We start from the raw sequence: 22,202 nt of genomic DNA on the forward strand, positions 1-22,202 counted from the left end.
AGAAAGAGTAAAGTTAGAAAGAGTAAAGTTAGAAAGAGTAAAGTTAGAAAGAGTAAAGTTAGAAAGAGTAAAGTTAGCGAGAGTAAAGTTAGCGAGAGTAAAGTTAGCAAGGGGAAAGTTAGAAAGGGTAAACTTTACTCTTGCAACTATTACATGAAAAAGCCGCATATGATGCGGCTTTTTATGTACTTAAAGCTTAAAAATTGTAGCTTCTAGATCAAAACTTATAGCTGCCAGTTGAAAGACACTGAGTAACTACGCGGTGCGCCGTAATAACCTTGCTCCCAGAAAAGACTGTGGATGTACTTTTCGTTGGTTACGTTATTAACGTTTAAGTTAACGCTCATGTGGTCGTTAATATCGTATGTTGCCATTAGGTTTAATAAGCCGTAAGCATCTTGCTTGGTAACCGGAACAACCCCTGACGCTTGTGTAGGTTGTACGCGTTTTGTATCGTCTTGCCAGCGGTAATTTAAGCCAAAGGTTAAACCATCAATCTCAGGTACTTTATGAGTTACAGCAAGTTTGTATTGGTTTTCAGGTGTGTAGTTTTTTACTAATTCATCACCATCAATGTTTAGGTTACTGTAGCTAAAGCTCGCACTCAGTGTTTCGTTGATTTGACCACTAAGTTCTACTTCAATACCGTCGCTGTTAATGCCATCTGCGCCATAGTAGCGAGTGTCATCAGGTAATGAATCTGGTATGGCAACAGCAAGGCCAACTTGTTTAGCGTCAAAGTAAGCAACTGTTACAAATAAGTCGTCATCAAGTAGCTGTGCTTTCACACCAATTTCACTGCTTTTACCTGTGATTGGATCTAAGTAATCACCATTGATGTCACGCTCAGTTTGCGGCACGAAGGTTTCTGTGTAGCTTGCGTAAGTTGAGAAGTTTTCGTTGATATCATAAACAACACCGAAGTATGGCACTGTTTGGTCGCTGTCTTTGTCTTTAGCAACGCCATATGAATCACCTTCAGTTTCCCAGTTAACTTGGCTTACACCCGCTAAAATACTGAAAGCGTCAGTTGCGCGAATGCGAGTTGAAATATACGCTGAGCGTTGACGACTAGTGATATCAGCTCCTGTTAAACCATCAGTAAGTGTTGGTACTGGCGCAACACCGTCCCAGCCACCTAGCTCAGGCATTGCAGGAAAACCATTGCCTGTAGTGTAGTCATATAATGATTTATCTTTGTTATCCATATCTGCTTGGTTTACACCAAATGACAGATCATGTTCCATACCAAATAAATCAAATTTACCTGTTGCGTAGATATCTAAAATGTCGTGCTTATCTTTGTGGTCATATTCACTGGCATAACCAGTTAGGCCAAGACCTGTTTCTCTGTCTGGTGTGCCGTAAACATAGAAAAGCTCTGAATCTTGCTCATTTTCTAAGTGCGCGTAGCTAGCTTTTAAGAACCAAGTATTGGTGATTGCTTGCTCAATTGATAAGAACAGCTGCTCAGTTGTGTTATTCCAGTATGACCAATCAGACGCTGTGCTAGTTGAAGCGTCAAAGTTTGTTGCTGAACCATCGCTGTAATAAAGCGGTAAGGCACCCCACAGTGGGCTATCAGCATCTTTCTTTTGATTTACATAGTTTGCAGTTACTACTGTGCTATCAGTTAGCTGGCCTTCGTAGGCTAGGTAATAAATTGTTTTATCTTGCTCGTAACGGTCAAGGTATGACTCAGTTTTGTGCTTGGTGAATACAGCACGTACAGCGTGGTTTTCGTTGATAGCAGTTGAAGCGTCAAGCTCTAAACGCTTGTTGTCCCAAGAACCATACGATACAGATGCATTTACTTGCGTTTGATAAGTAGGGCGCTTTAGAACCATGTTGACTGTTGCTGATGGGTTACCAGCACCTGTCATTAAACCATTGGCACCACGTACAATTTCAACACTATCGAAAATAGAAGTATCTAGAGTACCTTGGATTGAACCGTTGTCTTGCGGCATACCCATGCCATTAACTTGGAAGTTGGTGATCTCAAAACCACGAGCTTTAAAATAAGTACGGTCAGTTTCGATTTGCTCAACAGTGACACCCGGTGTGCTTTCAAGTACAGCGTTTAAATTATCGAGTGAGAAGTCATCCATTAGCGCACGTGATACAACAGAGATTGACTGTGGTGTCTCTTTAATTGTTAGCCCTAATTTGGTTGCTGACTGTGCTTCTTCAGTGATGTAGTTTTTATGATGCTGGCCATACACGGCAATTTTTTCAATTGCTTGTTCTTCTTTTTGTTGTTCTGCAAAAGCGTGGCCACTTAAAAGTGCTGACGTCACAAGGCTTAATTGAGATAAGCGCAAAAATTTTGTTGATGACATGCAAAGTTCCAATTAGTTCAATGAATAGTGAAATTAATGCGTAATTTAATCTAAATGAAAATAATTTGCAATTAGGTCTTGCTGTTTTGGTGAGTAATTGTTTGCAAAAAAGTTTAAAGGGCACAGAAATATAAAAAGGAGATATAAAAAAAGCGGCCGAAGCCGCTTCAGGAAGTAAAATAAGTTTAAATCTTAAAACACGTATTTTGCAGAGAACTGTAGACGGTCCATATCACCGTCTGCACCGCTTTCTAACTCACGCTCAGCATGTTTAAACTCAACACCAAATGTAAGCTTTTTAACAGGCGAATATAAAAGGTTGGCACTATAGCTTTGGCTCATTTCTGTAGGGTCGCCAGTCACAGCAAGTAAATCTGTGTTGTTATCTGCTGAAAAGAATGAATAAAGGAAAGTTGAGCGCCATTGGCTGTTCCAGTGTTGTTGATAGGCAATAAAACCTGATGTTGAATCAATTGCATCTAAATCATCACCATCAAGCACAGCACCATGAGCGACATTTAAACCAACATAACGGCCTAAGCCTGTGCCTTGAGTTAGCATGAATTTAAGGTTATTTTGTCCAAAATTTACTTTACCAGATGCACTGATACCGAACGATGATGTATCTGCATCAATGCCATTTTGTTTATAAGTTAACTGACGAGCAAGACCGGTAAATACTAATTCACCCCAGTCAGCTTTATGTGCGTAACGTGCTGTAAAGTCAGGCATTGATGCATCATCAGTGGCTACACGTGCGCCGCCAACTGTGACTGTGCTCTCTGGGTTTTCGATAGAGAATGACCAATTACCGGTAGTGTAACGTGCCTGTGCTTGACGTACGAACACAGTACCTTCTGCAGGACCAACGAAGTCGAGTGTTTCTGGTAATGCACCTACGTTTTGAAAGTTTGACCAAGCTTGACCAAATAACCAACCATCATAAGTCACAAATGCTTGACGAATACGAGGCGCGTAAGAGTTACTAACACGCTCGTTACCGCCTGGCGCTGAAGCAATAAAGTCTATTTCAATTTTAGTTTTGATGGTTTTACCATCGTCTAATTTTGTTGCTGTACCTAGGTTAAAGCGAGATTGGCGTGCATGCATGTCAAATACTGCATCGCTGTCGCTGTCTGCGCCTACCGGTGTTGTACCTGGTACATAGAAGTCACGGCCAATGCTGCCGCCAGCTGGTACGCCTGCAGAGTAATCACTCCACATAGCATCAAGTTTTACATAGCCACCATAAGAGACGTCAGTGTTACCAATGGTTGCGGCGTTAGCGGTACCTGCAAGTGCACATAAAACAGCTGAAGCTGTGAGTGTTTTTAATGCGGTTACTTTTGTTGTTGTCATAATGTGTATTCCTGTCGAAGCTACTTGTTGATTGCATTAATGTTGTTGTATCACTGTTGTTTAAGAAATGACTTCTCTCAATTATCTATTGGTCTATTAGACTAAGGTGGAATGGGTAGTTAAATCGCATCCAACCTAACATTGGACTAGATTATAGAAGGCAATTTCGAAGTTTTTTGTTAAATGACAAGATATACAACTAAGGTCTAATACTTTCAGGGGCTTTGCTGAGTGATCCTTGAAGCAGGCCGTAGGCAAGTAATTAAAATGGAGACGACAACAATGTCAGAAAGTATCTATCCAGTACCAGCGCATATCAAGAATGCAGCACTAGTTGATAACGATAAATATAATACACTGTACAAGCAATCTATTGATGACCCTGAAGGATTTTGGCGAGAGCACGGTAAACGCCTTGATTGGTCAACTCCTTATAACAAAGTAAAGAACACCTCATTCGACAAAGGCCACATCAGCATTCGCTGGTATGAAGACGGTCAACTTAATGCATCTTACAACTGTATTGACCGCCACCTTGCCACTAAAGCCGATAAAACAGCCCTCATTTGGGAAGGCGATAACCCTGAACACAACGAAAATATTAGCTACCAACAGCTTCACGACGAAGTAGCTAAACTGGCCAACGGCCTTAAAAAATTAGGCGTATCAAAAGGTGACCGTGTTGCTATTTATATGCCAATGACACCGCAGGCTATTTACGCTATGCAAGCGTGTGCGCGTATTGGTGCTATTCACTCTGTAGTATTTGGTGGTTTCTCTCCATCAGCGATTGCTGACCGAATTAATGACTCAGGCGCCAAAGTGGTAATTACTTCAGACGAAGGTCGCCGTGCTGGCAACTGTGTACCACTTAAAGCAAATGTTGATGAAGCGGTATCACAAGACTCAGTAACCACCGTTGAGCACGTTATTGTTCATCAGCTAACGGGTGGTGAAGTTGAATGGAATAGTCATGATGTTTGGTGGCATGAGCTTGTCGCTGACTTACCAGCTGAGTGCGAACCAGAGCCAATGAATGCAGAAGATCCGCTTTTCATTCTTTATACTTCAGGCTCAACGGGTCAACCAAAAGGTGTGGTTCATACTACCGGTGGTTACCTTGTTTATGCATCGATGACACATGAATATGTGTTTGATCTTAAAGAAGAGGATATTTTCTGGTGTAGTGCCGATGTGGGCTGGATCACAGGTCACAGCTACATTGCTTATGGCCCATTAGTGAATGGCTGCACACAAGTCGTATTTGAAGGTGTACCAACTTACCCAACAGCGGGCCGTATGGGTGAAGTAATTGATAAGCACAACGTGACTATCCTTTACACAGCACCAACTGCTATTCGTGCTCTAATGGCGAAAGGCGATGAGCCAACAGCGACTTCAACTCGTAAAAGTCTTCGTGTTATGGGTTCTGTAGGTGAGCCAATTAATCCGGAAGCGTGGGCATGGTATTACGAGCACATTGGTAACGAAAACTGCCCAATCGTAGATACCTGGTGGCAAACAGAGACTGGTGGCATCATGATCACACCATTACCAGGTGCGACAGATATGAAGCCAGGCTCAGCAACACGTCCATTCTTTGGTATTGCACCAGCACTATTTGATGCTGAAGGTAATACACTAGAAGGCGCGGTTGACGGTAACCTTGTTATTTTAGATAGCTGGCCATCACAAGCACGTACAGTTTATGGCGACCATGAACGCTTTGAACAAACTTATTTCTCAGCATACCCTGGCGTGTACTTCACAGGTGATGGTTGTCGTCGTGATGAAGATGGCTACTACTGGATCACAGGCCGTGTAGATGACGTACTTAACGTATCAGGTCACCGCCTAGGTACTGCAGAAATCGAAAGTGCATTGGTTGCTCACGAAGCAGTAGCAGAAGCTGCAGTCGTAGGTTACCCACATGATATTAAAGGTCAGGGCATCTATGTTTACATCACTCCAAATGAGGGGATTGTAGTAAGCGATGAACTAACAAAAGAGGTACGTAACTGGGTTCGTAAAGAATTAAGCCCAATTGCTTCACCAGATATGATCCAATGGTCTCCAGGTTTACCGAAAACTCGTTCTGGTAAGATCATGCGTCGAATTTTACGTAAAATTGCGGCAAATGAGCACCAACAGCTTGGAGATACTTCTACACTAGCCGATCCGAGCGTTGTTGATGAGCTAATCGAAAACCGATTAAATCGTTAAAATCGCGTTAAAAACTTGATTAGAAGTTGATTCTAAACGTAGTATATCGGCTGTCACTTAGAAATAGGTGTCAGCCGAATTTATTAGGAGTGAACCATGAGTCAGTTTTTAATAGCGGACGATCATCCGTTATTTCGTGAAGCGCTGAAAGGGGCATTGAGTGCTAAGTTCGCTGATTTAGAAGTGTTTGAATCGGAAAACTTTGATACCACCTTGCAGGTGCTGAGCGAGCAAGAAGATCTTGATATCTTACTACTAGACCTTCACATGCCAGGCAATGGCGATTTATACGGCCTTATTCGCATTCGCGAAGACTATCCAAGCTTACCAATAGCTGTTGTTTCTGGCAGCGAAGACATCAACGTAGTTTCTAAAGTAATGGGTTATGGTGCGATGGGATTTATTCCTAAATCATCTTCATCAGATGATATTGCGCTGGCAATTAACCACATTCTTGAAGGCGATGTTTGGCTTCCACTTGAACTTAAAGATAAAGTGGCTGCCGTAGATGGCGAAGACAAGGAAATCGCAGCGCAAGTGGCTTCACTGACGCCGCAGCAATACAAGGTGTTGCAATACTTACACGAAGGCTTGTTAAACAAACAGATTGCTTACGAGTTACATATCTCTGAAGCAACAGTCAAAGCACACATTACAGCAATTTTTAGAAAGCTAGGTGTGTATAACCGTACTCAAGCGGTATTAATTGCCTCTAAGTTACAATTAGAGCCTATTGAGTCGGCATAACAAAAGATAATAAAAACAATAAAGAGGCCATTCAGCCTCTTCATTTTATTGCTTAAGCGAACACCACGGTTCGATTACCATTGATAAACAGTTTATGTTCAGATGCGAGTTGCAGCGCTTTGCAGAACACTGTTTTCTCAACATCTTTACCCATTTTTGCCATCATCTCTGCGGTATCAGCATGACTGACATGCGTCACATCTTGTAAAATAATCGGCCCTTCATCGAGCTCATTATTAACAAAGTGAGCGGTCGCACCAATAATTTTTACACCGCGCTCAAATGCCTGATGGTAAGGCTTTGCACCAATAAAGGCAGGCAAAAATGAATGGTGAATATTAATAATTTTACCTTCAAAGCGCGCCACAAATTCAGGGCTTAAAATACGCATATATTTAGCAAGGCCGATGATATCAGGCTGATAGCTAGCAATTAAATCACCAACTTGTTGATCATGCTCGGCACGGCTTAAGCCTTCGTGCGATACCACATGAAATGGCACATCAAAGCCTGCAGCCAGTGGCGCTAAGTCGGCGTAGTTGGCAATCACAGCCAGTACTTCGATGTTTAATGCTTTTTCGAATTGCTTTAGTAATACACCACCTAAACAGTGCGCTTCTTTGGTGGCAAGCAATACCACTTTCGTTTTTTCGCTGCTATGCAGGGCAAGCTCTGCGCCATCAGGAAGTAGATCAGCAAGACTTGGTAAAAAGTCATCTGAAATAACGCCGGTTAACTCTGTACGCATAAAAAAGCGTTTAGCATCTTTATCTACAAATTCGTTATTACGTGTAATGTTTAAATTATGCTGATGACAAAGGCCGGTGATCTTGGCAATTAGACCAACATCATCATCGCATTGTGTGGTTAAAATCGTGTTCATAGTCCTCATTCTAATCCCGTTTGTGTGAACACCATTATTTGCTAATTTTTTTGTGCTGCATAGCGCAAATTTAACTATCTAATAATTTATCTGATTTGATTGCATAAGCGCCTTAAATGTAATCAATATTTACTTTTCGTGTAAAAGTAAGCTGCTTTCACTATAAATGTGATTTTCTGTCCATAATTATGATTAACTAAGTGCTTTTCTACATTATTTCCTACACTTTTTAACCTTATCGTAAGTAACTGTAAGTTAAGGTAATAGTTTGTAAAACATAGAATTTTTTCGCACTATTCGAGTCAGAATGGGGTATTACAAACAATAAGGAAAAAATTCCATGAAAAGCACTCTGCTTAAAACAATTGTTGCCTCAAGTTTGCTTTCGGTACTGGCTGCCTGTTCAAGCGATGACAGCAGCAGTAGCAACAGTGGCTATGTGCAACTGTACAATGGCTCTTACAACAGCCCATACACACGTTTATTTGTTGATGACACTGAACGTTCGGGGGCAGATTTTGGTGATGTATCAACTCGTCATAACTACAGTTCGGGGGAGTATGATCTCAGTTTTGAATATGTTGATGCCAACGATAGTTATATCACCATCGACGAAGAAACCATCAAAATTAAAAATGATCAAACTCAGTTGCTAGTAATGAATGGTGATTTTGCTGAACCAATTTTTACTGAGCTCAGTGTTCCGACGTCAAGCGATGAAGATGAATTCAATGTTGGCTTTTTTAATATCGTTGGCGAAGATAACCTTTACGATGTATACGTTGCTACTGATGACGGGTTATTTGATACCGCTGAGTTATTAATGACTTCGCAATACCTCGTTGAGCCAGAATTAGCGACGCTTGAGGAAGGTTATTACACTATTTATATTACCGCTAGCGGCAGCACTGATGTGATTTTTGAATCACCAACCGTGTACTTTAATGATGAAGCAACGTACATGGCGATGATCCGCCCAAGTTATGCAACAGAAGAAGATGGCATTACGCTTGATGTTGTGACGGCTAGTAGCTCAGTAACACAACTAAACCACCAAGACGCGCAAGGTCAGCTGCGTTTTATCAATACCATCGATGATTACACACAAACCCAGTTTAAAGTAACCCGAGGCACAACGGCGACCAACACCGAAGTTGTTAGCAACGATACTTACTCAGAATACATGAGCATGTCGCCAAATAGTTATAGCGTCGCAATGTTAGATGAAGCGGGTGACACAATTGTCGATAACTTCTTAATGACATTAGAGCGTGAGCAAAGTGCGGTTGGTCTTTTCTACAATGATAAAGATTATGGCCCTCGTATGATGACCATTGAAGAAAACCTAACTCCAAGCAGCTACAGTCACGCAGTTACTGTGGTTAACTTAATTGATAGCTATGCAGGGCAAGAGATTGACGAAGTTGATGTGTACTTCACCCTCAATGGTGAAACGGTTGAAGATACCAGCAATGTTGTTGAAGGGTTAGATCAATACGACCAACAAGAACAGGTGGTTGATAACGAAGTTTATACTACTTATGTGGTGTTTGAAGATAACGGTCAACAGATTGTGCTCTTGCAACAAAGCGATATGGACTTTACCGAAGAAGGTAACTATATCTTAGTGATTGAACACGATGAAACCACAGACTCAGGTTTTAAAATGACCTTAGAGCGTACGGTGACTGAACAGTCTTAACCGGCTAAAACGCAATATCGTTGTTTATTTACTCTTGCTAAGTGTTTATTGTATAAACAATTAAGGCTTTTGCTTTTTTGTTTAAAGCGTACACAAGGAGAGAGTATGGATGGCGGTATTGCGTTACTAGTATTACTAGCACTAGTTGTTGTAGGTGGCTCCATTGCGGGTATTTTTGCCTTTTTTCAACTCTCCAGTTTAAAGCGAGAAGTAGCTGCTCTTCGAGTCAAACTTAACGCGACATATTCCCATAATCCACAAGCAAATACTGCAAACCAGTTTGATAATTCAAACGAAAATCTGACTGACACAGCAAAATTTGAACCAGAGCCTGTAATCATTAGTAAGCCGATTGAGGCTATCCCTAAAAAGCCAGAGCAAACAAAACCCATGCCTGCGACTTTAAATCCGCTAGTAAGCCAACTCGTTACACAAATCAAAGCTAATTGGTTAACTTGGGTAGGAGCGGTTGCACTTGCCTTTGGCGGTATCTTTTTAGCCCGCTATTCACTGGAGGCAGGCTTATTATCCGAAACCATGCGACTCACGCTTGGCGCTATTTTTGGTTTGAGCTTAATTGTTGCGGCGGAGGTTTTACATCGTAAAGGTATTATCTTTGATGGGTTTAGCAACTATATTCCCGCGGCGCTGGCAAGTGGCGGCTTTATTAGTTGTTTTGCATTGACCTTGCTGGCCTACAGCCATTATGGCTTACTGCAAGCTTTACCAGCATTTAGCATTTTAACCTTAGTTTCTGTAGCAGCCAGCTGGATGGCACTGCGTTTTGGTCCTGTGCTTGCGGTCATTGGTATTATTGGCGCCTACAGTGTGCCGGTTTGGGTCAATACCGGGAGCAATGACTTTATAGCACTGCTAACCTATGTTGCGTTTGTCAGTGTATCGGCTTCGCTAGTCGCGCATTACGTAAAACGGCATTGGTTGTGGTATCTGTTATGGGCAGGTCATTTAGGCTGGTATTACTTAGTTGCGATGAGTGCAGCTAAAAACCTGCATTGGTTTATTAATCTTTATGCTCTATTTAGCATCGTATTGTTAATTGCGATTCCGCGTCTCGGACTGAGTATTAAGCAAATTGAACACCGCCCACACCGCTTTAAAACGCTACTGAAACAACTGCCCGACAACCCTCTGTTGATAGCTGTAGTCGTGCCACTTTACCTTTTACTCATCAGTCATAATGATCTGCTTACTTGGCAGCTTAGTATATTGTCGTTAGTGGCTTTACTGTTATTTTTGGTATTAAAAAACAGTGCATGGGATCACTGGCTGATACTAGCTGTCGTGAGTGTAATGTGTTTGCTTACAGGGCAATATAATGCTGTTGACTACTCTGAGCAGCTTTTTGTATTTCGGCAAAATTACGGAGCAGGGCTGTTTTTTATTGCTTTGTTTGCGGGTTATGGGTTTTTGTTTGGTCGTAAATACCCCAAACGCTTAGGTTTTGCTTTACTCGATTCACTTTCAAGTTTTGTAATTATTAGCTGCTTATATGTCATCACTCCCGATCATGCCTTGATGACGGCGTATCCGGTTTGGTGCTTTGTATTACTGGCACTGTCTGCTTGGTTATTTAAGTTATCAATCAATAGCACAAACCTAATGCGAGTATTTAGTTACTGGCTTGGCGGCAATGCCAATATTAGTTTAGCGTTAACCATGCTACTTGAAGGCAGTAGCTTAACCTTAGCGCTTGCTGCGCAAGTGTTGTTGATCAGTTTTTATGTCAATAAACAGTCACTCAGCATTCCTACTTGGCCGCTTAAGGGCTTAGTTGGCGCTTTACTTGTAAGGTTAAGTTTTGCGCCTTGGTCAGCTGAGTACAGTGATGCGCTGCTGCTCGGTGTGCACTGGAGTTTGGTTGTATACCCAGTATGCGTTTGCTTATTTTACTTGGCAGCGAGGCACTGGCAGCAGCAATCTGTTCGGGTGTGGCTAGAAGGTGCAACGCTTCATTGCATTGCTTTATTTATTACCACAGAGACGAGCTATCAGTTGGTGGGGCAATACCCTGACTTTGAGAACTTGTCTGTGTATGAGCATATTTTATTAACCTGTAACTGGGGTATATTAGGTTGTGTTTATTTACTGCGTTCACGCTTTACTGCGCAATTGGCAAAACTCTATCAAGTAGCAGGTTTTGCGTTATTAACACTGAGTGGCTTACTAATACTGAAAAGCTTTACCGCTGTAAATCCGTTTTTTGAGCCGATAAATATAGGCAGTTGGCCGATTATTAACTGGTTACTATTACTTTGGTTAGTCCCCGCCTGTATTGCAATTTGGGCAAGCAAACTGACCAAGTCTCATCACTATTTACAAAAGCTGTTTACAGCACTTGCAGGTGTGATGAGTGTTTTATATATCAATGCGGAAATTCGTCATAACTGGCAAGGCGAGTTTATAAACCTTGCTTTGCCGACCTCAGATGCCGAGCTTTACAGTTATTCTTTAGTTTGGCTTGTTATCGGTGCCTTGGTGGTTGTGGTGGGGCAGTTAAGAACCATTACGGTATTACAAAAGCTCGGCCTTGGCTTATTGGCGTTGGTGGTGCTAAAAGTGTTCTTGATTGATATGGCAAACTTAACCGGATTGCTGCGGGCTATTTCGTTTATCGGCTTAGGCTTGTCGTTAGTTGGGCTTAGTTGGTTGTTCCAAAAATTTAAGGCAAAGCCTACTGCTTTGCCTTAAATCGATGTTGTTAAATACGTTGGTTAAGCACTATTGTTAAGTACTGTGGTTAAGCAGTGCTTTGAGTTTTGCGGGCTTAACGGGTTTACTAAGGTAATGAATTTGCTCTTCTTTGGTTTGCTGTTTTAGGGCTTCATCACGCACCGCTGTGATTAAAATGGCTGGCACTGGGCTTTGCCAAATTTCTCTTAGGGTTTTAATAAGCGTTATGCCATCGCAATCATGACCCAACTGGTAATCCATTAAGATAACATCGGGTGCTCGGTGCTCTTTGGCATAGGCCATCACGGTTTCAACTTGATCAAAGAGCTGATAATTGGCCTGCCACTTTTGCAATAGGCTTGCCATGGCATTAAGGTTTTCAGGGTCATCATCCACTGCAATAATGTTCATCGCACTGCGGTTCTCAACCCCTTTTTTAGGCGTATCTTTTTGTTGAATAAATTGGCTTTCACCATAAGGTACTTCAATACTAAAGCGGCTACCTTTGCCAGGCGTTGATCTTACATCTAAACGTAAAGAGAGTAAGTCGGCCATTCGTTTTACAACTCCTAAGCCAAGGCCAACCCCTTTGTTATCTCCCGCTTCAATACGGTAAAAGTCATTGAAGATTTTCGCTTGCTCTACTTCTGTAATGCCGGGGCCTGTGTCCCATACTTCAATCCGTAAATGATGTTTGCGTTTGCGACAAGCAATTAAAACTCGGCCACTATCGGTGTATTTAACCGCATTTGACACCAAGTTTTGAATAATTCGTCGTAAGTAAGTGATATCACTGTGAACGATAACTCCCTTTGAACGCACTGTCAGTTTTAAGCCTTTTTCGCTCGACATAATGGCGTATTCATTTTTCAGCGGGGCAAGTATGTCATCAATACTAAAGTGACGTGGGGTAGGGGTCATTGCTCCTTGCTCGAGCTTGGCAATTTCTAACAGCGCCGACATCAAATGCACCGTTGAATCTAAGCTTGCACCCAGCTTTTCAAAGTTATTTAAGTTGTTGCTCGAAAGGGTTTTATCATCAATAGCTGCAAGATATAGGCGCGCCGCATTCAGCGGTTGTAAAATATCGTGGCTTGCTAAGGCTAAAAATCGCGTTTTACTGTCATTAGCTTGTTCAGCCTCTTTTTTAGCTAAAGTAAGTGCTTGCTCAGTTTGTACTCGGCTATCGATTTGTGCTTGTAAATCTTTATTGATAGTACGGATTTCTTGAGTACGCGCTTCAATGCGGTTTTCAAGATCCATGTTTACTTCTTCAAGCGCATTTTGCGTTTCGATATGCGTGGTAATATCAGAGAAACTTGTCACAAAGCCGCCATCTGGTAGTGGGTTACCAATCATTTCGAACACTTGGCCATTACGGCGGTGGCGAATAAAGTGATGGGGCGTGCCGTTTTTAAGATGCTGTACACGCTTTTCTACATGGCGCTCAACTTCACCGGGGCCACATTCACCGCGTTCGGCATTGTATCTAAGCACATCTTCAATTGGTTGGCCTACTTCGAGAAAGTCATCTGGGTAGGCAAACATCTCTGCGTAGCGCTTATTCCACGCCACTAAATTAAGCTCTTTATCAACAACCGAAATACCATGGCTGAGGTTTTCAAGAGAGGTAAATAATAAGTTTTGGTTAAATTGCAGGGCTTGTGTGGTTTCATCAAAAAAGTTAACCACTTCTTCAAAGGCCATGCGTTTACCAGAAGCAACCGTGTGGATCAGCGCTTGTGCTGAAGATGCGCCGAGTACACCAGTTAAGGCGCGCTCACAATAAGCAATAAACTCGGGCTCAGGGTGCGCGTTGTTATCATCTAAGTTATTCGATAACGCAAAATGAGCCAGCACTTGCTGCGAGCGCTGCACGCCTAAGAAGGTTTGCAGCAGTACTTTAAAGTCGTAAACGGTGGCTTTAACGTTTTTATTTAAACGTCTGGCGAATACGGCTTGCTCTTTTGGATTTACAAAGGCAGCTGCCTGAATTTTATCAATTAAACGCTCATCTGCACCGAGCGAAAAACTAATGTAACAGCCAATATTGGCAAACAAGGCGATTAGGGTGCCACGAGTAATAAGTGTTTGTTGCAGCTCTGCGTTTAAGGTATTGCCTGCATCTAAAATAGGCAGCATTAAGAATAAGACCCAGCAAATAAAGCCTGCTAATAACCCGGCATAAACCCCATACGCATGGCCTTTTCGCCAATAAAGACCACCTACAATAGCTGGGAGTAATTGCGATACCAAAGAAAAGGCCACTAAACCCATACTAGCCAGCGCTTTACCATGGCCAAACCATTGCTGGTAGAAATACGACAAAATCAAAATGCCAGCAATTGTGAAGCGTCTCACTAACAGGATTTGCGACTTATAGCTGCTAGTAATCAGGTTACGTTTAAACTTACGACGCAGCATTAACGGCAACACTACATCGTTTGAAATCATGGTACTGAGCGTGAGTGTGGCTACAACAATCATTGCCGTAGCCGCTGATAGACCCCCGATAAATACAAAGGTCGTTAAAAAGGCGTTTTCGTGCATCAGCGGTAGAGCTAATACAAAACTATCTGGTGAGAAGCCACTGCCAATGCCTGGGTGAATAGCTGCCGTTGCAATAGGGAAAATCATTGCAGCAGTTAGTAACAAATACAGGGGGAATGCCCAGCGGGCTGTATAAAGGTGGCGTTTATCTTGGTTATCGACCACAGTTACGTGGAATTGCCTAGGTAAACAGATGATGGCTGCTGCTGCCATTAATGACTGGCCGATAAAGTTAAAGCTAAAAAAGTCGAAGTTCTGCCAATGTTGCCAAATTGAGCCCGTTAGCTGCTCGGTCTGCACCGTTGTTAAATTAAATAATGTGTATAAAGCAAGCCCCGCTACGGCCGCCAAAGCTAATAACTTAATCATAGATTCAAAGGCGACAGCGAGCATTAGCCCTGAGCGATATTCGGTTACATCGACTTTACGAGTACCAAAGAATATCGCAAACATTGCCATAATGAGTGTCGCCGAAAGGGCCAGCATAGAGCCTGAAATACGATCGTCGTTTTGCAGTAGTAAGAAGCTGCTACTCAGTGCTTTTAATTGCAGCGCGATATACGGGATCGTCGCCAATAAAGCGATAATTGTTACCATAATGGCGGTGGTTTGCCGTTTACCATAGCGAGCTGAAATAAAGTCGGCGATGGTCGTGATGTTTTGCTTTTTACTGACCAGTACTAATTTACGTAAAAACCCTTGGCCGAAGAAAAAAAGCAACGCAGGGCCAATTAAAATAGGTAAGTAATTCCAACTGCTGGTGGCTGCTGTACCAACTGAACCATAGTAGGTCCAAGACGTACAGTAAATCCCTAATGAAAAAGAATAAACAAATGGGTGGTGACTAATTCTTTTAGCAAGAGGAGTGGTTTTGTCTCCCCAATTTGCCAACCAAAACAACACGCCAATATAGGCGAGTGCAACAAATAAAAGCGCAGCTGTCATGTTTAAATTCAGTAATTATTGTAATAACACTACCTTACCAGAATTATGCGCGATTTCGATGGCAAGATTTTTTGCAATAATAATTAATGAAATACAAGTTATTGAAAATTAATGAATAGTACTGTTTTATGTATCTTTATTAGACTAATGTCGCAGATCATTCGTTTTTACTATTTTCGTTATTTCGTAAATTTATCTTTGTAGGTTAAGTTGTTGTTAAATATTGTTTTTTACTATTCGTTAACAAATGGTGTTTTACAGTTTACGTAAACGTAAACTGGCTGTTACGACTATGGTCTCAATTCCATAAATCAGAACCCTTGCTAACTTAGTTAATGACAACTAATACCACTCATTACTTTCTTGTAATGCATAAGGGGATAAAAAATGGCTTTTAAAGATGAAGAACAAGCAAAAGCTTATTGGGCGGAAAACCTCGCACTGCTATTTAAATTATTAGCAATTTGGTTTGTCGTGTCATTTGGCTTCGGCATTTTACTGGTAGACGTACTAAATGAGATACGTTTCTTTGGGTTTAAACTCGGCTTCTGGTTCTCCCAGCAAGGCGCTATTTACACCTTTGTTGCTTTGATTTTTGTTTACGTTTTCAAAATGAATACGTTAGATAAAAAATACGGCGTAGACGAATAGGAGCTAAGCAATGGATGTTCAAACACTCACGTTTATTATCGTCGGTTTAAGCTTTGCGCTTTATATCGGCATCGCAATCTGGGCTCGTGCTGGGTCTACAAATGAATTCTATGTTGCAGGTGGTGGTGTTCCGCCGCTAGCGAATGGTATGGCAACCGCTGCTGACTGGATGAGTGCGGCATCGTTTATCTCAATGGCGGGTATTATCTCGTTTGCGGGTTATGACGGTGGTGTATATCTAATGGGTTGGACAGGTGGTTATGTACTACTTGCACTTTGTTTAGCACCTTACCTACGTAAGTTTGGTAAGTTCACGGTGCCAGATTTCATCGGTGACCGTTATTACTCACAAGCTGCACGTGTTGTTGCAATTTTATGTGCCATCTTTATCTGTTTCACATACATCGCAGGTCAAATGCGTGGTGTAGGTGTGGTTTTCTCTCGCTTCTTAGAAGTAGATATTGAGACCGGTGTTTACATTGGTATGGTGATTGTATTCTTCTACGCTGTATTAGGCGGTATGAAGGGGATTACTTACACGCAAGTAGCTCAGTACTGTGTACTAGTATTTGCTTACCTTGTTCCAGCAATCTTCATTTCAATGATGATGACAGGTCACTTCTTCCCACAAACAGGTTTTGGTGCAACGCTTAGCGATGGCTCAGGACAGTTTGTACTCGATAAACTAGATGGGCTCAGTACGGAGCTTGGCTTTGCGCAGTACACCGAAGGCTCGAAGAGCATGATTGATGTATTCGCAATCACAGGCGCGTTAATGGTTGGTACTGCAGGTTTACCGCACGTAATCGTTCGTTTCTTCACTGTTCCACGTGTTAAAGACACGCGTATCTCAGCTGCATGGACACTTGTTTTCATTGCAATTGTTTATACAACAGCACCAGCAGTAGCGTCATTCGCTCGTGTAAACATGATTGATACAATTAACGGTAAAGACGGTAGCGGTACAGAGTACGCTGAAGCACCAGCTTGGGTTAAAAACTGGGAAAGAACAGGCCTAATCACCTTTAATGATAAAAATGGTGACGGCAAAATGTTCTACTCAGCAGGTAAGATTGATGATCCAAACAGCGCAAACGAAGTTAAAGTTGACCGCGACATCATGGTACTTGCAAACCCTGAGATTGCAGACTTACCAGCATGGGTGATTGCATTAGTAGCAGCAGGTGGTATCGCAGCAGCGCTATCAACAACAGCAGGCTTACTATTGGTGATCTCGACCTCGGTATCGCATGACTTATTAAAACGTACCTTAAAACCAGATATAAGTGACAAACAAGAGCTACTTGCAGCGCGCTTAGCTGCGATGATAGCGATTGTGATTTCAGCTTACTTTGGTATTAATCCGCCAGGATTCGTGGCCTCGGTTGTTGCCTTCGCCTTCGGCTTAGCAGCGGCGAGCTTCTTCCCAGCTATCATTATGGGTATCTTCTCTAAGAAGATGAATAAAGAAGGTGCGATTGCGGGTATGGTGACAGGTATTACATTCACAGCGGCTTATATTATCTACTTCAAGTTCGTAAGCCCTGAATTGAACGCACCTGCAAACTGGTTATTTGGTATTTCACCAGAGGGTATCGGTCTAGTCGGTATGATTGTTAACTTTGTGGTTGCAGCTATCGTACTTAAACTAACGGCTGAAACACCAGTTGAAATCCAAGAAATGGTTGAAGGTATCCGTAACCCTAAGGGTTCGAGCGCAGCACACGCGCACTAATAAAACCATTTTATAAGAACACACTCTTGAAGTTCAAAAGCCCGACTTAAGTCGGGCTTTTTATTTATTTCAAACAGGGGTAGTGTAGATATTGTCTCTATTTTATAGCGAGAATGACCATGAATACCGAGCAACAGGAAGTCGCCCAATTTGTGATGCAGCAAACGCCATTTAATCAGCTAGATGGCGCTGCTAGTGAGTATTTTGTAAACCATCTCGATATTATTTACCTAACCCGTGAGAATCAAAATCAGTGGTTAAGTTCGGATAATCTAAGATTATTTTTAATTCGCTCTGGCGATTATGATTTAGTCGACCCAAAAGGTGATGTGATCACTAAGTTATCGAGTGGTGATTACTTTGGTTTTCCTTCACTGTTAACTGGCGAAGCGATTCAAAATAGCATTTCAGTGCAAAAGGAAGGCATTGTTTACATGCTAAACCAAGTGGCATTTGATTACTTACGGCGTGAGTATAAAGTGTTTGAGCAATACTTTGTTCGCGCCCACAAAAACCGTTTATTGTCGTCTCATTATAAAAGTCAAAACGACAGTTGGTCGGAGAAGAAAATTTGTGAATTGATGAATCGCAAAGCCGTTACCTTGGCACCAGATGCAAGTATTCGTCAAACCGCTAAAAAAATGAAACAACAGGGTGTTTCGTCGATTATGCTAACTGAACATGATCGCCTCGTTGGGGTTGTCACTGACAGAGACTTGCGCAATCGCGTATTGGCCGATGAGGTTGACCCACAAGAGTCAGTAAGCAGCATCATGACGTGTAAACCCAAGTTTATTTTTGAAAATAACCGCGTGTTTTCGGCGCTGCACTTAATGCTTAAGCACAATATTCACCATTTACCAGTGCTTGATGAACATCACAAACCCCTAGGTATGCTCACCAGTACTGATTTACTGCGTCAGCAAAAAAGCGACCCAGTACAATTGATTGGGCGAATATACAAAGCGCACAGCGTGGTTGATTTAAAGCGTTATTCGCAAGAGATACCCGGCTTGTTAAAAGGCTTTTCGAACAATATTGATGATATCTCCTTGATTGGTAAATTATTAAGTGGCTTAACCGATGCACTGACTTCGCGTTTGATCCGTTTGTTTCAAGAAGATAATGGCGCGGCACCAACCAGCTTTAGTTTTATTTGTTTTGGTTCACAAGCAAGGGAAGAGCAAACGCTGCATTCAGACCAAGATAATGGCCTGTTGCTACCTGATGATTTAACAGAAGAACAACACGATTACTTTAAGCGCATGGGCGAGTATGTCTGTGAGAATTTAATTGAGTGCGGTATAAAACGTTGTCCTGGTAATATTATGGCGAGCAATGCAGCGTGTAGAATGGGCATTAACGATTGGACAGAAAAGTTTCATAAGTGGATCACCTCACCTACACCAGAGGCGATGCTCAATTGTAAGATATTTTTTGATCTACGCTTTATTGAAGGCTCAACCACCTTATATGCGCGCTTTTGTGAGCAGCTAAAGCGCATTTCTAAAAATGACTTATTCTATGCAGCTATGGCGAGTGACATTAAAAATACGCCAGTGCCCATTGGTTTGTTTAATCAATTTAAATTAGAAACTGACGAAAAACAGCATAAGTACCTCGACTTAAAAAAACGTGGTGTGGTGATCATCAACGACATAGTACGTTTATATTCCCTTAAAGCGGGTATTCAGCGCGCTAATACGCAAGAGCGTATTGATGCGTTAATGAAATTTTCGCTACTCAACAAAGATGACTTATATAACCTAAAAGACTGTTGGCGCTTTTTAACTCAGCTGCGTTTAGGCACGCAAATTAACGAAGAGGGATTGCCTAGCAACTGTATTAACCCAAATGCTTTGAATTCATTAGAGCGACATCAATTAAAAGAAGCATTTTATTTGGTTAAACAGGCACAGCAAGCCGCCGCCTTTAAGTTTGCTCGTGGTAGTTTATAGGAGGCGTTATGGTTAAACGCTGGTTAAGTCGGTATTTAGCGCGCAAGCAACTTTTGGCAGCCGATGCTTATAAAGAGCGCTATGTAGTGATAGACATGGAATTAACGGGCCTTGACCCTCGCCAGCACGAAATTGTCTCGGTGGCGTGGGTAATGATTGAAGATCAGTGCATCAAACTCAGCGGTGCGCAGCACTTAATAAATAAAGACGTGCAAAGCTTAGAGCAAAGCCCGATTTATCACGGTATTGCAAAACAAGACATAGATACTGGTGAAAGCCTCGAAACCATTCTTGGCAAGCTGCATCAGCATTTTGGTGAGTGCATTTTAGTGTTTCATAACGCGGCACTTGATTGGGGGTTTTTAAAACAGGCCTGCAGAACGCTTGGCTTAGATGCAAAAGCGCGTTTAATTCTTGACACCTTTGTTATTGAAAAAAAACGCCTGCACCAGCAAGGCCACGAAATTGGCCACGATGATTTAACACTTAGCGAATGCCGTAAACGCTACAACTTACCGCATTACAGCTCGCACCATGCCCTTACTGATGCCATGGCAACGGCGGAGTTATTCTTAGCCCAGTGTCATCAAATTAGTCGTGGTAAGGCATTGAAAGTAGGGGAGCTTGTGTGAATCAGTTAGAATTAAAAATTCCTCCTGTCGCGCTGCTGCTGATCATTGCGTTGATGATGTGGGGCATAGCAGACTTGTTTATGAGTTTTATCTTCTCGTTTTTCGCATCATCTTTTGTAGCACTACTCATTGCATTTTTAGGTGTGGTGTTTGCTTTATTAGGTGTTTATCAATTTCGTAAGCAAGGTACGACTGTTGACCCTCGAATTCCAGAAAAGTCGGCGAGCCTTGTTACAAGTGGTGTTTATCAATTTAGCCGTAACCCAATGTATGTTGGTATGTTATTAATGCTAGTTGGTTGGGGAATTTATCTTGGTAATATTGTGAGTTTTATAATGCTGCCGGTATTTATTCTCTATATGAATCGATTTCAAATTATGCCAGAAGAAACGTTTATGGCAGATAAGTTTGGGTCAGCATACCAGCAATACCAAAAATCTGTTCGTCGCTGGCTATAAAGTAATACAGAAAGCTATATGAGGTCGCTAAAGCAGTTTTACTTACCTTGCCCTCTTATAATAATGTGTAAGGTCGATTACCAAAACTGCGCCATCTAAAACATACTAAGCAATTTTTATTTTGGCTGGCCTCTTATAAAAACTTCAAAGGTCGATTACCAAAATTGAGCCATCTAAAACACGCTAAGCAATTTTTATTTTGGCTGACCTCTTATAAAAACTTTTCAGGTCGATTACAATACCGCCATCTAAAAGGCAGCTGCCTTTATCTGCAAGCAAATAGAGTGGATTTTCTTCTTCATGGCAATCAAACTTGCAATTAATGGTTTTGGTCGAATCGGGCGCAATATCGTCCGTGCACTGTATGAATCAGGGCTTGAAGATCAAATCAAAATTGTCGCTATTAACGAATTAGCCGACCCTAAGGGCATTGCCCATCTCCTTAAATACGATACATCTCACGGCCGCTTTTCATTTCCAGTTAATCTTGGCGAAGATACTTTAACGGTTGCTAACGACTCTATAGCCTTATTTGCAGAAGAAAACCCTGCAGAACTACCTTGGCAAACTCTTGATGTTGATGTGGTTCTTGAATGTACTGGGGTGTATCACTCTCGTGAACATGCAGAACTACACTTAGCTGCTGGTGCAAAAAAAGTATTGTTTTCACAGCCTGCAGATGCTGATGTTGATGCCACAATTGTGTATGGTATTAACGATGATGAGCTAAAAGCTGAACATACGATTGTTTCAAACGGTTCATGTACCACAAACTGTATTGTGCCAGTGATTAAAGTGCTGGATGACGCATTTTCGATTGAATCTGGAGCTATTACAACGATTCATGCCTCGATGCATGATCAGCAAGTGATTGATGCGTATCATCATGATTTACGTCGTACTCGCGCTGCAAGCCAGTCTATTATTCCGGTAGATACAAAGCTTGCTCGTGGTATTGAGCGTATTTTGCCTAAGTTTCATAGTCGCTTTGAAGCCATTGCTGTTAGGGTACCAACTATCAATGTGACGGCGATGGATTTAAGTGTAACTGTGAATACCGATGTGAATTTAGCGACTGTCAATCAAGCACTTAAGTTAGCTGCAAAAGACCGCCTTGACGGTATTTTAAGCTACACAGAAGAGCCATTGGTATCGGTAGATTTTAATCATGACCCACATTCTTGTATCATAGATGGCACTCAGACACGTGTTAGTCATAAACGACTGATAAAGTTGTTAGTGTGGTGCGATAATGAGTGGGGCTTTGCGAATCGTATGCTCGACACTGCGCGTGCGATGATGGCTGTAAGCCAATAATTTATAAAT

General features: G+C 41.9%; 15 protein-coding genes. 11 read left to right on the plus strand and 4 right to left on the minus strand.

What is annotated here, in order from left to right; translation table 11 throughout:
• Nucleotides 1–157 (plus strand): pentapeptide repeat-containing protein (locus tag MTF66_RS38670; RefSeq protein ID WP_374237610.1); only part of this gene is annotated, 157 nt, incomplete at its 5' end.
• Between the two features lie 67 nt (nt 158–224).
• Here the strand turns inward: MTF66_RS38670 and MTF66_RS30880 are convergent.
• Nucleotides 225–2,342 (minus strand): TonB-dependent siderophore receptor, encoded by a 2,118-nt coding sequence (locus MTF66_RS30880; protein WP_248529549.1) that lies wholly within the window; start codon nt 2,340–2,342, stop codon nt 225–227.
• A gap of 192 nt (nt 2,343–2,534) precedes the next feature.
• Nucleotides 2,535–3,701, minus strand: a complete 1,167-nt coding sequence (locus tag MTF66_RS30885; RefSeq protein ID WP_054560892.1) for a DcaP family trimeric outer membrane transporter — start codon at nt 3,699–3,701, stop codon at nt 2,535–2,537.
• Between the two features lie 282 nt (nt 3,702–3,983).
• On the opposite strand from MTF66_RS30885, the gene acs reads away from it, so the two are divergent.
• Nucleotides 3,984–5,924 (plus strand): acetate--CoA ligase, encoded by a 1,941-nt coding sequence (gene acs / locus MTF66_RS30890; RefSeq protein ID WP_248529550.1) that lies wholly within the window; start codon nt 3,984–3,986, stop codon nt 5,922–5,924.
• A 96-nt stretch (nt 5,925–6,020) separates the two neighbouring features.
• The gene (locus MTF66_RS30895) at nt 6,021–6,671 is read left to right on the plus strand and encodes a response regulator transcription factor (RefSeq protein WP_054551155.1); all 651 of its coding nucleotides are present in this window, start codon (nt 6,021–6,023) and stop codon (nt 6,669–6,671) included.
• Between the two features lie 52 nt (nt 6,672–6,723).
• Here MTF66_RS30895 and purU read toward each other — a convergent pair whose 3' ends face one another.
• Nucleotides 6,724–7,554 (minus strand): formyltetrahydrofolate deformylase, encoded by an 831-nt coding sequence (gene purU / locus MTF66_RS30900; protein ID WP_248529551.1) that lies wholly within the window; start codon nt 7,552–7,554, stop codon nt 6,724–6,726.
• Nucleotides 7,555–7,894: 340 nt separating this feature from the next.
• Between purU and MTF66_RS30905 the strand changes: the two genes are divergently transcribed.
• Complete coding sequence (locus MTF66_RS30905) at nt 7,895–9,256, plus strand: hypothetical protein (protein WP_248529552.1); 1,362 nt, start codon at nt 7,895–7,897, stop codon at nt 9,254–9,256.
• A gap of 105 nt (nt 9,257–9,361) precedes the next feature.
• Nucleotides 9,362–11,965: a DUF2339 domain-containing protein gene (locus MTF66_RS30910; protein WP_248529553.1), complete on the plus strand. Its 2,604-nt coding sequence runs from the start codon at nt 9,362–9,364 to the stop codon at nt 11,963–11,965.
• 36 nt (nt 11,966–12,001) lie between these two features.
• Here MTF66_RS30910 and MTF66_RS30915 read toward each other — a convergent pair whose 3' ends face one another.
• Nucleotides 12,002–15,442, minus strand: coding sequence for a PAS-domain containing protein (locus MTF66_RS30915; RefSeq protein WP_248529554.1), 3,441 nt, complete (start codon nt 15,440–15,442; stop codon nt 12,002–12,004).
• A gap of 387 nt (nt 15,443–15,829) precedes the next feature.
• On the opposite strand from MTF66_RS30915, the gene MTF66_RS30920 reads away from it, so the two are divergent.
• The 6 genes from MTF66_RS30920 (at nt 15,830) to epd (ending at nt 22,193) form a co-directional block, all read left to right on the plus strand.
• Nucleotides 15,830–16,093 (plus strand): DUF4212 domain-containing protein, encoded by a 264-nt coding sequence (locus MTF66_RS30920; RefSeq protein ID WP_054551160.1) that lies wholly within the window; start codon nt 15,830–15,832, stop codon nt 16,091–16,093.
• 10 nt (nt 16,094–16,103) lie between these two features.
• Complete coding sequence (locus tag MTF66_RS30925) at nt 16,104–17,828, plus strand: sodium:solute symporter family protein (protein ID WP_062564846.1); 1,725 nt, start codon at nt 16,104–16,106, stop codon at nt 17,826–17,828.
• 119 nt (nt 17,829–17,947) lie between these two features.
• The gene (locus tag MTF66_RS30930) at nt 17,948–19,786 is read left to right on the plus strand and encodes a DUF294 nucleotidyltransferase-like domain-containing protein (protein WP_248529555.1); all 1,839 of its coding nucleotides are present in this window, start codon (nt 17,948–17,950) and stop codon (nt 19,784–19,786) included.
• Nucleotides 19,787–19,794: 8 nt separating this feature from the next.
• On the plus strand, nt 19,795–20,418 hold the full coding sequence (locus MTF66_RS30935; RefSeq protein WP_054560884.1) for a 3'-5' exonuclease: 624 nt from the start codon (nt 19,795–19,797) through the stop codon (nt 20,416–20,418).
• Entirely contained in the window at nt 20,415–20,876 is a 462-nt protein-coding gene (locus tag MTF66_RS30940) for an isoprenylcysteine carboxylmethyltransferase family protein (RefSeq protein ID WP_248529556.1), read from the plus strand. Before MTF66_RS30935 ends, MTF66_RS30940 begins: the two co-directional genes overlap by 4 nt.
• A 300-nt stretch (nt 20,877–21,176) precedes the next feature.
• Nucleotides 21,177–22,193: an erythrose-4-phosphate dehydrogenase gene (epd, locus tag MTF66_RS30945; protein WP_054551164.1), complete on the plus strand. Its 1,017-nt coding sequence runs from the start codon at nt 21,177–21,179 to the stop codon at nt 22,191–22,193.
• Nucleotides 22,194–22,202: the final 9 nt, after the last annotated feature.

Source organism: Pseudoalteromonas sp. 2CM39R, from assembly GCF_023161845.1.

Excerpts from the sequence above, each read along its gene's own strand:
- MTF66_RS30880 (WP_248529549.1), bottom strand. The coding sequence starts at position 2,342 with ATGTCATCAACAAAATTTTTGCGCTTATCTCAATTAAGCCTTGTGACG.
- MTF66_RS30885 (WP_054560892.1), bottom strand. The coding sequence starts at position 3,701 with ATGACAACAACAAAAGTAACCGCATTAAAAACACTCACAGCTTCAGCT.
- acs (WP_248529550.1), top strand. The coding sequence starts at position 3,984 with ATGTCAGAAAGTATCTATCCAGTACCAGCGCATATCAAGAATGCAGCA.
- MTF66_RS30895 (WP_054551155.1), top strand. The coding sequence starts at position 6,021 with ATGAGTCAGTTTTTAATAGCGGACGATCATCCGTTATTTCGTGAAGCG.
- purU (WP_248529551.1), bottom strand. The coding sequence starts at position 7,554 with ATGAACACGATTTTAACCACACAATGCGATGATGATGTTGGTCTAATT.
- MTF66_RS30905 (WP_248529552.1), top strand. The coding sequence starts at position 7,895 with ATGAAAAGCACTCTGCTTAAAACAATTGTTGCCTCAAGTTTGCTTTCG.
- MTF66_RS30910 (WP_248529553.1), top strand. The coding sequence starts at position 9,362 with ATGGATGGCGGTATTGCGTTACTAGTATTACTAGCACTAGTTGTTGTA.
- MTF66_RS30915 (WP_248529554.1), bottom strand. The coding sequence starts at position 15,442 with ATGACAGCTGCGCTTTTATTTGTTGCACTCGCCTATATTGGCGTGTTG.
- MTF66_RS30920 (WP_054551160.1), top strand. The coding sequence starts at position 15,830 with ATGGCTTTTAAAGATGAAGAACAAGCAAAAGCTTATTGGGCGGAAAAC.
- MTF66_RS30925 (WP_062564846.1), top strand. The coding sequence starts at position 16,104 with ATGGATGTTCAAACACTCACGTTTATTATCGTCGGTTTAAGCTTTGCG.
- MTF66_RS30930 (WP_248529555.1), top strand. The coding sequence starts at position 17,948 with ATGAATACCGAGCAACAGGAAGTCGCCCAATTTGTGATGCAGCAAACG.
- MTF66_RS30935 (WP_054560884.1), top strand. The coding sequence starts at position 19,795 with ATGGTTAAACGCTGGTTAAGTCGGTATTTAGCGCGCAAGCAACTTTTG.
- epd (WP_054551164.1), top strand. The coding sequence starts at position 21,177 with ATGGCAATCAAACTTGCAATTAATGGTTTTGGTCGAATCGGGCGCAAT.